Here is a 12,415-nt window from a genome sequence, read left to right as displayed (position 1 = left end):
GTTTCCTACGATACGGACAGTATGGCCCGCCGCATCAACGTCCCGCTAACCATGCTTGGGGTTCGCTCGCAGCCAGCCCTTCGAAGCAGCGCGCTACCTGTCCGCCCCTCGAAACCAAACGAATCGGGCGATCCAGCCGCAGCACCGGCGGCAAGGCTCACCGCGGTGCGGAGGCGCGTGGAGATCCGGTCAGGCGCGGCCATCGACCCGGCCAAGCATGGCCAGGCCAGCGCTCAGTTGGTCTTTGAGGCCGCTGCCGCGTTGCCGCTCGCCGTGCTGGACATCGTTCCAGCCTGGTCGAGCACCGATTTGAAGTAGTTGTCGCCGTCGCCCAAGGTCACCCGGCGCTGGCAGATCGGCATGCAGCTGTAGGTCTCACGATCGACGCCCCGATACACCGTCACGAGCTGGTCGGTGGGTCCGGCGACCTGGATCTGGCGATCGATCAGAACCTGTCCGCCGCGATCCATCGCAATGAAGTTGGTGGCACCGTAGCTCTTGCCGGTGACGACGATGATGCCGCCGCTCTGCAAGGTCACATCGGCGATCATCGGATTGCCGACGACGAGCGTCGCGACCCGGTCGGGCAACTTGACCAGCTTGGCCTGGTCGACATTCACGGCGATGGCGGGATCAGGCTCCGCCAAGGCGGCAGCCGGCCACAGCAGCACCGCGGCGACAGCCGCCCGCAATGCGAAGGAAACACTAGGACGACGCGACACACAGAACGACATACTCAACCCCGGGACATTGACGAGCCGTCTCAAGCGATACGCAGCGGTGACGGCGCCCGACGCGGCAAATCTGCGCTCAATTGGTGAATGATCTGCAAACGTCGCGATAAAGCCTCGGGCGGTTGCAGAACACGTCATCTTCGGAACGGAAAGGCGAGCTGACCGCCGAACTCACCGGGCATCGTCGCCTCGTCCTTGCCGTAGGCCATGGGCAACTGCCCCTCCGGCATTCGGAACGTGCCGAACAGGATGTCCCAGATCGGGAACGTGCCGGCGAAATTGGTGTTGCCGCCCTGCTCCATCGACGTGTGGTGCCAGCGATGGAAGACGGGTGTGGCGAGGACATATTTCAGCGGGCCCAGCGTCCAGTTGAGATTGGCGTGGACGAAGGCCGAATGGAACGTCGTGAACGGTCCGACCCAGATCATGACATTGGGCGAGATGCCGGCCATCAAGAGGATGACGTCGACCGCGATCGTGCCGAGGATCAGGTTGATCGGATGGAAGCGGGCCGCCGAAATCCACTCGAGATCCTCCGACGAATGGTGAACCGCGTGGTATTTCCAGAACTCGCCGCCATGGAACAGACGATGCGTCCAGTACAGCATGAAGTCGGAGAGCACGAGGAAGAGCACCCCCTGCAGCCATTCGGGAAGCTGCGCCAGCGGGCCGTGCCCGTTTTCATAGAAGGCGATCAACTCGTCGGCGTCGCGGATCTTGAAGACAACGCTGGCGCCGAGCACGAGAAAGCCGATGCGGAGCACCCGCGCGAACACCGGCACGAAGAACCAGTAGACCACGTCGGTGACGAGCTCGCGCTTCTGCCACCACGGCTTGCCGGGATTGCAGGCCCAGAAGTGACTAAGCACCGAGAACACCACTGCCAGCATCAAGGTGATCGGCAACACCTTCTCGATGGTCTGGCCGAGCATCAGCGCGACTTCCCATGGCAGACCGGACATCACATTCCTCATCTCATGAACTGTTCCGAGGGGTACTCCCTGGCGCTTAAGGAGCCGTGAACCTGCGCGCCAGCAGAACCGCTCTGCCGATCGGCCCAGCGCGATCGACCTCGAGCCACATGCTCCACCAGCCAGGTCGACACGGCCCCATGCATATCGTGTGGATAGTGTGGAATGCGGAGCAGGCCCGGCGATGGATGGGGCCGGGCATGACGGCCCCAACCCTGCGCCCGTCTTTTCAGCGAGACCGACTGCGGCGTGGCCATGCGTTATTTCGAATGGTCGTGCCGCGCTTCATCCAATGTTTACTCTGCACAATAACAGCCATTTGTCGCCGTGTTTCGGCGACCGAATTAACTACGCCGAAATTCCTGCCCCCTACGGTGGCCGCATGGTCACGGTGCTGAGAACGCCGCAACGACCAGAGTTTGTTCGACCAGCCACGTGTACATGGAGTTACCTATGAAGAATCTTCTTGCTCGCTTCGTGAAGGATGAATCCGGCGCGACCGCGATCGAATACGGTCTGATCGCCGCCGGCATCTCGCTCGCGATCATTGCCGCGGTGAACGGTCTCGGCTCCAGCCTGAGCTCCAAGTTCGGCGCGATCAACACCTCGCTGAAGTAAGCGGTCGTCACGGCCGAGCAAAAAAGGCCCCGGACATCCGGGGCCTTTATCATTTCCACATTCAGCTTCGCGGCGTTCAGTGATGCGTAACCACGTTTTGTCCGCAGCCGCGTCCCGGCCTCCGTCCAGCGGGGCCGACGTCGCCTTGCGTTGGATCTGCGGCGGCCTCGGCCTGTCCATCCTCGCTCTGGCGGCCCGCATCGTCAGCGTCTGGTGAGAACGACAACCAGCCGGCCATTCCGGCTGTTTCCCGATCGTTTATTTCTTGCAGCTAGGCTCTGGCGCAGCGGCGCACCCATGCCCCGCGTCGATGCCATTGAGAGCCCATGACCCTCGATCTCGCGCGCCTTCTGCTGTTTCCGGCCCTGATGGCCTTTGCCGCGGCGAGCGACCTGTTCACGATGACCATTTCGAACCGGGTCTCCCTGGCGCTCGTCGCCGGCTTCCTGGTTCTGGCGCCGCTGAGCGGGATGAGCATGGCTGACATGCTGATGCATCTCGGCGCCGGCGCGACCCTGCTGGTGATTGCTTTCACCTGCTTTGCATTCGGCTGGATCGGCGGCGGTGACGCCAAGGTCGCATCCGCCGCCGCCCTGTGGTTCGGCTTCGCCCACCTGATGAACTACCTGTTGTACGCCTCGATCTTCGGCGGCGTGCTCACCCTCGCCCTCATGCAGTTCCGGCAATGGCCGTTGCCCTACATGCTGGCGGGGCAACCCTGGCTTGCACGCCTGCACGCCAAGGAGAGCGGCGTGCCCTATGGCATCGCGCTCGCCCTGGGCGCTCTGATGGTCTATCCGGAGACCGATTGGGTGAAGGCGATCGACGCTGCGCGTCTTGCATTGCTCTGAACACACCGTGTCAACGCGGTGTTAAGGCGATTTAGATACGCCTCATTAACCATGCTTTGACGAATAACTGCTCAACTCCCATCACGGCGGCGGAAACGTCGCGGCGTCATGTGGAAAGTGAAGCGTATGAATACCGCACGCATTGTGGTTCTGACCATCGCTGTAGGCGCTGGCGGCGTGGCCGCATATCTCGCGAGCGGGTCCGACGACCGGCCGGCTCAAGTCGCCGCGCCCGCGCCGCAGATGCCGACCGTCGACGTTCTCGTCGCCAAGGGCGACATCGCCCTCGGCCAATCCCTCAAGCCCGAAGATCTGCAGTGGCAGAGCTGGCCGGCGGCCACGGCCAGTGCCAGCTTCATCCGCCGCAACGAGCGGCCTGAAGGACAGACGCAGATAACCGGCACGATCGCGCGGGCGCCGTTCATTGCCGGCGAGCCCATCCGCGAACAAAAGCTCGTCAAGGCCGACGGCTCGGGCTTCATGGCCGCGATCCTGCCGGCCGGCATGCGCGCCGTTTCCACCGAGATTTCCCCGGAGACCGGCGCCGGCGGCTTCATCCTGCCGAACGACCGCGTCGACGTGATCCTGTCCAAGCGCGAACGCAATCCGGATCAGCCCAACGCGGGCGACGTCGTCAGCTCCGATATCATCCTGTCGAACATCCGTGTGCTGGCGATCGATCAGGCCCCCAAGGAAAAGGACGGCCAGACCACGGTGGTCGGCAAGACCGTCACGCTGGAGCTGAAGCCGGAACAGGCCGAGACGCTCGCGCGTGCCCGTCAAACCGGAACGCTGTCCCTGGCGCTCCGCAGCATCGCCGACGTCAACGTGGCCGAGCGCCGCACGGACGAGACCAGCCGCAAGCGCAGCGACAGCGTTGCCGTCGTCCGCTTCGGCATTCCCAGCACGATGACGACGCAGAAGTGAGCAAGAGGACCACCCAGATGACCTGCAGCGAAAATCAGCGGAAGATGCGGACCCTGCTGGTCCGCGCGCTGTCGTTTTCGGCCGCCGCTGCGCTGACCCTCAATCCGGCGATCGCGCCGGTGATCGCGGCAGACTATCGCCCGGCGACTGCAGCCGCCGCCGCGGACGGCCAGATCAATGCACGTTTCCTTGCGCTCGGCATCGGCAAGTCCGTCGTCATCGATCTGCCGCGCGACATCAAGGACGTTCTTGTCGCCGATCCGAAGATCGCGAATGCCGTCGTGCGCTCCTCTCAGCGCGCCTACATCATTGGTGCGGCGATCGGTCAGACGAATATCGTCTTCTTCGACGCGCAGGGCCAGCAGATCGCGGCCTACGACATCGCGGTCAAGCGCGACCTGAACGGCGCCCGGGCGGCGCTGAAGCAGTTGCTGCCGAATGCCGATATCCAGATCGAGGGCCTCGCCGACAGCATCGTGCTGACCGGCTCGGCGTCGAGCCAGATCGAAGCCCAGCAGGCCGGCGAACTGGCCGCCCGGCTCGCCGGCGGCGCCGACAAGGTCGTCAACTCGATCACCGTGCGCGGCCGGGACCAGGTGATGCTGAAGGTGACCGTCGCCGAGGTGCAGCGCTCGGTCGTCAAGCAGCTTGGCATCGATCTCTCCGGCCAGCTCAACTACGGAACTGCTGTCGTCAAATTCGCGAACTCCAATCCGTTCACCGCCTACGGTAGCAATCTCGTCTCCAACAACGCCGTGACCGCAGCGTTGGGCGGGGCGACCCCGACGGTGCAGGCGACACTGCGCGCGATGGAGAACGCGGGCGTGATCCGTACGCTCGCCGAACCCAATCTGACCGCCATCTCGGGCGAGTCCGCGACCTTCATCGCCGGCGGCGAGTTTCCGGTTCCCGCCGGTTACTCCTGTGATCCGACGACCCATGTCTGTACGACGCAGATCAGCTTCAAGAAGTTCGGCATCTCGCTCAACTTCACGCCCGTCGTGCTCAGCGAGGGCCGGATCTCGATGCGGGTGATGACCGAGGTTTCGGAGCTCTCAAACGAGAACTCGATCACGCTGTCGCAAGCCGTCAGCTCGACGACGGTCAACTCGTTGACGGTTCCATCGATCAAGACCCGGCGCGCCGAGACCACGCTCGAAATTCCCTCCGGCGGCGCCATGGCGATGGCCGGCCTGATCCAGCAGCAGACCAAGCAGGCGATCAGCGGCATGCCGGGCCTGATGCAGCTGCCGGTCCTCGGCGCGCTGTTCCGCAGCCGCGACTACGTCAACAACCAGACCGAATTGATGGTTCTGGTGACGCCGTTCGTCGTCCGCGCCGTGGCACAGAAGGATCTCTCCCGCCCAGACGACGGCTTTGCGGCCGCGTCCGACCCCCAGGCCGATCTCCTGGGTAGCATCAACCGCATCTACGGCGTACCCGGCCGGGTCGAACCCGGACGCAACTATCGCGGCACCTATGGCTTCATCACGGACTGAGCCGGGACAAGGACCTGCAACGATGATCACCACATCCAGCCCCGCCCGATACCGACGCCTGCCCCTTGCCGCAGCGCTCGCCGGAGCCGCAGCCCTGCTCGGCGCCTGCAACTACACCAGAGACGCCGCCACCACGGCGAGCATCCCCGACGACTACCGGCTGCGCCACCCGATCGCGATCCAGGAGGCCCCGGACTCCCTGGTGGTCTTCGTCGGCCAGGGTCGTGGCGGCCTGACGGCCGAGCAGCGCGCCGACGTGATGGGACTGGCCCAGAGCTGGATTCGCCAAGGCACGGGCGCGATCAGCGCCGACGTGCCGAGCGGCACCCCCAACGCACGGGCGGCCGCCGACTCGATGCGGGAGATCCACTCCCTGCTGGCCGCCGCCGGCGTCCCGCCGCACGGCATCACCGTACGCAACTATCAGCCGAAGGACCCGCGCCAGATGGCCGCGATCCGGCTGAGCTACCCAAAAATGTCGGCCACGGTGGGGCCCTGCGGGATCTGGCCGGATGACCTCGGGCCGTCGATCAAGAACAAGAACTGGTTCGACAACAAGCCTGACTGGAACTACGGCTGCGCCTACCAGCGCAACATGGCGGCAATGGTCGCCAACCCGTCGGATCTCGTGCAGCCGCGATCCGAAACGCCGTCCTATACCACCCGGCGCACGGCATTGTTCGACAAATATCGCAAGGGACAATCAACCGCGATCACGTATCCAGAGGCCGACAAGGCCAAACTCAGCGACACAGGCAAATGATCAGCTACGCCCGACAGACCCAAGAGGAGCAGCCTGACGTCGTGCCGCCGCCGGCCGACGATCACATCGCGCCCGCGCCGCGCGTGTCCGTGCAGGCGTTCTGTGAGACGGTGGAAACCGCCGCGACGGTCCAGGCCGCCGGTGAGGACCGGCGCCTCGGCAAGGCCCATCTGAAGGTTCAGATGGGTGGCATGGCGGCGGCGATCGAGGCCTACCGGTCTGCCCCGACCCCGAACGTCATCATTCTGGAGACGGATGCACGCACCGACATCCTGGCCGGCCTGGATCAGCTCGCGACGGTTTGCGACCCGGGCACGCGCGTCGTCGTGATCGGCCGCGTCAACGACGTCACGCTGTATCGCGAGCTCGTTCGGCGCGGCGTCAGCGACTATGTGCTGTCGCCAGTGACGCCGATCGACGTCGTCCGCTCGATCTGCAACCTATTCTCCGCGCCGGAAGCCAAGGCCGTCGGGCGCATCGTTGCCGTCGTCGGCGCCAAGGGCGGCGTCGGAGCCTCGACCCTGGCCCATAACATTGCCTGGGCGATCGCGCGCGACCTGTCGATGGACTCCGTGGTGGCAGATCTCGATTTGGCGTTCGGCACCGCCGGCCTCGACTACAACCAGGATCCCGCGCAGGGCATCGCGGACGCCGTCTTCTCACCGGACCGGATCGACATCGCCTTCATGGACCGGCTGTTGTCGAAATGCACCGATCATCTGAGCCTGCTGGCCGCGCCTGCGACGCTCGACCGGGTCTACGATTTCGGCGCCGAGGCATTCGATGCGGTCTTCGACACGCTGCGGGCCTCGATGCCATGCATCGTGCTCGATGTTCCGCATCAATGGGCAGGCTGGACCAAGCGGGCGCTGATCTCCGCGGACGACATCCTGATCGTCGCGGCGCCGGATCTCGCCTCGCTGCGCAACACCAAGAACATGTTCGATCTCCTCAAGGCCGCCCGGCCGAACGATCGCATGCCGCTCTACTGCCTGAACCAGGTCGGCGTTCCCAAGCGGCCCGAGATCAATGCGAGCGAGTTCGCCAAGGCGATCGAAAGCCCGCCGATCGCAACGATCCCGTTCGAGCCGCAGATCTTCGGCGCGGCCGCCAACAACGGCCAGATGATTGCGGAGATGTCTCCCAGCCATCGGACGACGGAGATGTTTCTCCAGATCGCGCAGCGGCTCACCGGCCGCAGCGAGACAAAGAAGCCGAAAGGCTCCTTCCTGTCGCCTCTGCTGGACAAGCTGAGGGCGAAGTAAGCACGCGTGGAGTTCTAAGTCGTGTTTGGTAAGCGTAGCGGATTGGACAACGATACCAGGGCCCTCAGGCCGGCCGCGCCGGCGCCCGAGCCGGCGCCGGCTGCACCACGCGCGGCGTCTCCGGCCGTGCCGTCGCCACCTCTAGCTCCGACCCGGCAGGCTCCGCCGCCGCCACCACCGGTTGTCGAGGCCCGGCGTTCGGACAGTTACTATCAGGTCAAGGCGACGATCTTCGGGGCGCTGATCGAGGCGATCGATCTCGCTCAGCTGGCCAAGCTCGACGGCGAATCCGCGCGCGAGGAAATCCGCGACATCGTCAACGAGATCATCGCGATCAAGAATATCGTGATGTCGATCGCCGAGCAGGAAGAGCTGCTCGACGATATCTGCAACGACGTGCTCGGCTATGGCCCGCTGGAGCCGCTGCTGTCGCGTGACGACATCGCTGACATCATGGTCAACGGCGCCGGTACGGTCTTTATCGAAGTCAACGGCAAGATCCAGCGCACGGGCATCCGGTTCCGCGACAACCAACAGCTCCTGAACATCTGCCAGCGCATCGTCAGCCAGGTCGGCCGCCGCGTCGACGAATCGTCACCGATCTGCGACGCGCGTCTCGCTGACGGCTCGCGCGTCAACGCCATCGTTCCGCCGCTGGCGATCGACGGCCCCGCGCTCACCATTCGTAAGTTCAAGAAGGACAAGCTGACGCTCGATCAGCTCGTCAAGTTCGGCGCGATCTCGCCGGAGGGCGCGGAGATCCTGCAGATCATCGGCCGCGTCCGCTGCAACGTGCTGATCTCCGGCGGTACCGGTTCGGGCAAGACCACGCTGCTGAACTGTCTGACCAATTATATCGATCACGACGAGCGCGTCATCACCTGCGAGGACGCCGCCGAGCTCCAGCTGCAGCAGCCACATGTGGTGCGCCTCGAAACCCGGCCGCCCAACATCGAGGGCGAAGGCCAGGTGACGATGCGCGAGCTGGTGAGAAACTGCCTGCGTATGCGGCCCGAGCGCATCATCGTCGGCGAGGTCCGCGGACCCGAGGCCTTCGACCTGCTGCAGGCCATGAACACCGGTCACGACGGATCGATGGGCACGCTGCACGCCAACAACCCGCGCGAGGCGTTGTCCCGCTGCGAATCCATGATCACGATGGGCGGCTTCTCGCTGCCGTCGCGGACCATCCGTGAGATGATCTGCGCCTCGATCGACGTCATCGTCCAGGCGGCACGCCTGCGCGACGGCTCCCGCCGCATCACGCACATCACCGAGGTGATGGGCATGGAAGGCGACACCATCATCACCCAGGACATCTTCCTCTACGACATGATCGGCGAGGACGCGAACGGCAAGATCATCGGGCGCCACCGCTCGACCGGAATCGGCCGGCCGCGGTTCTGGGAACGTGCGCGCTACTACGGCGAAGAGAAGCGGCTTGCGGCTGCACTCGATGCCGCCGAAGTTGCGAGCAAGGACTGAGGAGAGACCCCATGAAGCTCCAGGCTCTCGCCCTTGCCTTCCTCGCCGCCACCGCGATCGGCGGCATCGCCTGGGTGTTCCTTTATCCCCTGCTGTCGGGTGAGCGGAAGGCCGAGCAGCGGCGCAGCACCGTCGCCAAGTCCGAGCCGGTGGTCCGACAGGCCGAACGCAGCCAACGCTCGCGCCGCGAGCAGGTCGAGTCCTCGCTGAAGGATCTCGAGGCGAAGGCCCAGAAGCAGAGTAAAGTCCCGCTGAACATGCGGATTTCGCAGGCTGGACTCGACTGGACCGTGCAGAAATTCTGGATCATTTCCGGTGTCCTCGGCTTCGTCGTCTGCGCCGTTGCCTTCTTCGCCGGTGGCGGCCCGCTCGGCGCGCTCGGGCTCGGCTTCGCCGCCGGTCTCGGTCTGCCGCGTTGGATCCTCGGCTACCTCAAGAAGCGGCGCGAGAAGAAATTCCTGGCGGCATTGCCGGACGCCGTCGACGTCATCGTGCGCGGCATCAAGGCGGGCCTGCCGCTGTTCGAATCCATCAAGGTCGTCGCCGCCGACGCGCCAGAGCCTTTGCGCAGCGAGTTCCTCGGGATCATCGAGACCCAGGCGATCGGCATGCCGCTCGGCGAGGCTTGTGCGCGGCTCTATGAACGGATGCCGCTTCCCGAAGCCAACTTCTTCGGCATCGTCATCGCGATCCAGCAGAAGTCGGGCGGCAATCTCTCCGAAGCGCTCGGCAACCTCTCGAAGGTGCTGCGCGACCGCAAGAAGATGAGCGAGAAGATCCAGGCGATGTCGATGGAGGCCAAGGCGTCCGCGGGCATCATCGGATCGCTGCCGCCGATCGTGATGCTGCTGGTCTATCTGAGCACGCCCGACTACATCTCGTTGCTCTGGACCCATCCGACCGGCCAGCTGATGCTGGTCGGATGCGTGATCTGGATGTCGATGGGCATCCTGGTCATGAAGAAGATGATCAATTTCGATTTCTGAGGTGGACCATGGTCGACATTCTGGTCTCCAAGCTGCACGACCCGCACTTCATGACGATGTTCTTCGCCGCCATCGCGGCGACGGCCACCGTCTATACGCTGATCATGCCGCTGTTCGCAGGCGAGAACCTGAACAAGCGCATGAAGGCGGTCGCCAGCGAACGCGAGCGGATCAAGCAGCGCGAGCGCGAGCGGTTGAACGCCGGCGAGAAGGTCTCGCTGCGGCAGACGCCGAAGCAGCTCATCTCTCGTGTGGTGGAGGATTTCAACCTCACCAAATGGCTCGCTCAGGAGGCGGCCCGCGAGAAGCTCATCATGGCGGGCTACCGCGGCCAGGCGCCCTACATCACCTTCCTGTTCGCGCGCCTAGTGACGCCGCTGGTTCTGTTCGTCGGTTCCGTGCTGTACGTCTTCGTGATCGCGCATCTGCAGAAATCGATGCCGGTCAAGATCGGCATCTGCGTCGGCATGGCCTATCTCGGCCTGCAGGCTCCGATGCTGTTCCTCAGCAACGCGATTTCCAAGCGGCAGCTGTCGATCAAGCGCGCGTTTCCCGACGCGCTCGACCTGCTGCTGATCTGCATCGAATCCGGCATGTCGATCGAGGCCGCCTTCCGCCGCGTGGCGATCGAGATCTCGAGCCAGTCGATCGCGCTGTCGGAGGAGTTCACGCTGACCACCGCGGAGCTCTCCTACCTGCAGGACCGCAAGGTGGCCTACGAGAACCTCGCCCGGCGCACCGGCCTCGAAGGCGTGAAGTCGGTCTGCCTCGCGCTCCAGCAATCGGAGCGCTACGGCACCCCGCTCGGGCAATCGCTGCGCGTGATGGCGCAGGAAAATCGCGACATGCGCATGAACGAGGCCGAGAAGAAGGCGGCCGCGCTGCCGCCGAAGCTGACGGTGCCGATGATCCTGTTCTTCCTGCCGGTGCTGTTCGTGGTCATTCTGGGACCGACCGGCATCAAGGTCGCGGCCATGCAGTAGAGGTAGACCGCTCGCGAGAAATTTCGCTTGCGGTCGTGGCTCTACGCTGGAAGCTAGGCGGAGCATGATCGAGGTCTCCGCCTGATGTCCGACAAGCTCCGCCGCGCCGATGGCGCCCGCGTCCTCGCCGATCTGAACGCACTGCGCGCCTTCGGCACCTACAAGACCGGCGTGCACCGGCCGACCTTCTCCGACGCCCATCGTCAATCGCTCGCTTGGCTCGCCGAGCGCCTGCCCGACGCGCAGCTGACGCCTGATATCGATGGCATCGGCAACGTGCTGGGCACCAGCGCCAAGCCAGGCCCCAAGCTGCTGGCCGGATCGCATCTGGAGAGCCAGAACCAGGCCGGCTGGCTCGATGGCCCGCTCGGTGTCGTCTACGCGCTGGAGGCGGCGCGCGTGCTCAATCCCGATCCGTCCATTGTCGGTGCGGTGGAGGTCGCCTCCTGGTGCGACGAGGAGGGCCATTTCGGCAGCATGCTCGGCAGCCGGTCCTATGTCGGCGACGTCAGCGAGGCCGAAATCGATGCTGCCCGCGACCGCAGCAGCCCGCGTACGATGCGGGAGGCGCTTGCCGAGATGGGCCTCGCCGGACGGCCGCGCCTGCAGGCCGAGCGCGGCCGGCATATCGGCTATCTCGAAGCTCATATCGAGCAGGGCGACACGCTCGAGGCGAGCGGGCTCAAGATCGGTGTCGTCACCTCGATCGTCGGCATCTGGCAATACCGCATCACCTTCACCGGCGAGCAGAACCATGCCGGCACGACGCGGATGGCGGTGCGCAAGGATGCCGGGCTCGCGCTCGCCAAGTTCTGTGTGGCGATCGATACGCGCTTTCCGGCCGCCTGCGGCCCGCGCACGGTGTGGACCACGGGACGCATCACGCTCGATCCGGGCGCACCGAGCATCATCCCCGGCCAGGCCGAGATGCTGTTCCAGATCCGCGACGACAATGCCGCAGTGGTCGACCGGCTCGAAGAGCTGCTGCGTGAAATGGCTGCGCAGGCGTCAGACGCAGGTCCCTGCCATGTCGCCGTCGAGCGCATCCGGACCGGCGCGCCGGCCATGATGGACGGCACGTTCCAGGATGCGGTCGAGGTCGCCAGCCGCGATCTCGCGGCCGGCAAGTCGCTGCGGATGCCGAGCGGCGCCGGACACGACGCACAGGTGCTGGCCACCATCATGCCGGCGGGCATGCTGTTCGTGCCGTCGATCGGCGGCATCAGCCATCACTGGACCGAGAACACCTCCGATGCCGACATCGTCACCGGCGCCGCCGTGTTCGTCGACACCTGCCGCCGCCTGCTGACAGGCGCGACACGATAGGCAGGTC

At 64.9% G+C, this 12,415-nt stretch carries 12 protein-coding genes; 10 read left to right on the top strand and 2 right to left on the bottom strand.

Annotation, left to right across the window (positions count from 1 at the left end):
• Positions 1-233: 233 nt before the first annotated feature.
• Together QX073_RS12270 and QX073_RS12265 are read right to left on the bottom strand one after the other, a co-directional pair.
• Positions 234-734: a pilus assembly protein N-terminal domain-containing protein gene (locus QX073_RS12270; RefSeq protein WP_315734613.1), complete on the bottom strand. Its 501-nt coding sequence runs from the start codon at positions 732-734 to the stop codon at positions 234-236.
• Between the two features lie 134 nt (positions 735-868).
• Positions 869-1,696, bottom strand: a complete 828-nt coding sequence (locus tag QX073_RS12265) for a sterol desaturase family protein (protein ID WP_316169517.1) — start codon at positions 1,694-1,696, stop codon at positions 869-871.
• A 462-nt stretch (positions 1,697-2,158) separates the two neighbouring features.
• Between QX073_RS12265 and QX073_RS12260 the strand changes: the two genes are divergently transcribed.
• The 10 genes from QX073_RS12260 (at position 2,159) to QX073_RS12215 (ending at position 12,408) form a co-directional block, all read left to right on the top strand.
• Entirely contained in the window at positions 2,159-2,323 is a 165-nt protein-coding gene (locus QX073_RS12260; protein WP_231317342.1) for a Flp family type IVb pilin, read from the top strand.
• 326 nt (positions 2,324-2,649) lie between these two features.
• The gene (locus tag QX073_RS12255; RefSeq protein ID WP_315734617.1) at positions 2,650-3,174 is read left to right on the top strand and encodes a prepilin peptidase; all 525 of its coding nucleotides are present in this window, start codon (positions 2,650-2,652) and stop codon (positions 3,172-3,174) included.
• Between the two features lie 126 nt (positions 3,175-3,300).
• Complete coding sequence (gene cpaB / locus QX073_RS12250) at positions 3,301-4,101, top strand: Flp pilus assembly protein CpaB (RefSeq protein ID WP_315713815.1); 801 nt, start codon at positions 3,301-3,303, stop codon at positions 4,099-4,101.
• A gap of 17 nt (positions 4,102-4,118) precedes the next feature.
• Positions 4,119-5,600 (top strand): type II and III secretion system protein family protein, encoded by a 1,482-nt coding sequence (locus QX073_RS12245; RefSeq protein WP_315714366.1) that lies wholly within the window; start codon positions 4,119-4,121, stop codon positions 5,598-5,600.
• Positions 5,601-5,622: 22 nt separating this feature from the next.
• A complete protein-coding gene (locus QX073_RS12240) occupies positions 5,623-6,363 on the top strand; it encodes a CpaD family pilus assembly protein (RefSeq protein WP_316225823.1) in 741 nt (246 codons plus the stop codon).
• Positions 6,360-7,628 carry a CpaE family protein gene (locus tag QX073_RS12235; RefSeq protein ID WP_315713813.1) on the top strand — a complete coding sequence of 423 codons (1,269 nt, stop codon included), beginning with the start codon at positions 6,360-6,362 and terminating at the stop codon, positions 7,626-7,628. The genes QX073_RS12240 and QX073_RS12235 overlap by 4 nt, the downstream gene beginning before the upstream one ends.
• A 21-nt stretch (positions 7,629-7,649) precedes the next feature.
• Positions 7,650-9,113 carry a CpaF family protein gene (locus QX073_RS12230; RefSeq protein ID WP_315713812.1) on the top strand — a complete coding sequence of 488 codons (1,464 nt, stop codon included), beginning with the start codon at positions 7,650-7,652 and terminating at the stop codon, positions 9,111-9,113.
• 11 nt (positions 9,114-9,124) lie between these two features.
• The gene (locus QX073_RS12225; protein WP_315753443.1) at positions 9,125-10,099 is read left to right on the top strand and encodes a type II secretion system F family protein; all 975 of its coding nucleotides are present in this window, start codon (positions 9,125-9,127) and stop codon (positions 10,097-10,099) included.
• An 8-nt stretch (positions 10,100-10,107) separates the two neighbouring features.
• Positions 10,108-11,082: a type II secretion system F family protein gene (locus tag QX073_RS12220; protein ID WP_315753445.1), complete on the top strand. Its 975-nt coding sequence runs from the start codon at positions 10,108-10,110 to the stop codon at positions 11,080-11,082.
• Positions 11,083-11,166: 84 nt separating this feature from the next.
• Positions 11,167-12,408, top strand: a complete 1,242-nt coding sequence (locus QX073_RS12215) for a Zn-dependent hydrolase (RefSeq protein WP_316225822.1) — start codon at positions 11,167-11,169, stop codon at positions 12,406-12,408.
• Positions 12,409-12,415: the final 7 nt, after the last annotated feature.

The organism is Bradyrhizobium sp. SZCCHNS3052 (assembly GCF_032484495.1).
In the GTDB taxonomy this organism is placed as follows: domain Bacteria; phylum Pseudomonadota; class Alphaproteobacteria; order Rhizobiales; family Xanthobacteraceae; genus Bradyrhizobium.
This window is presented reverse-complemented; position numbering and strand designations above follow the sequence as displayed.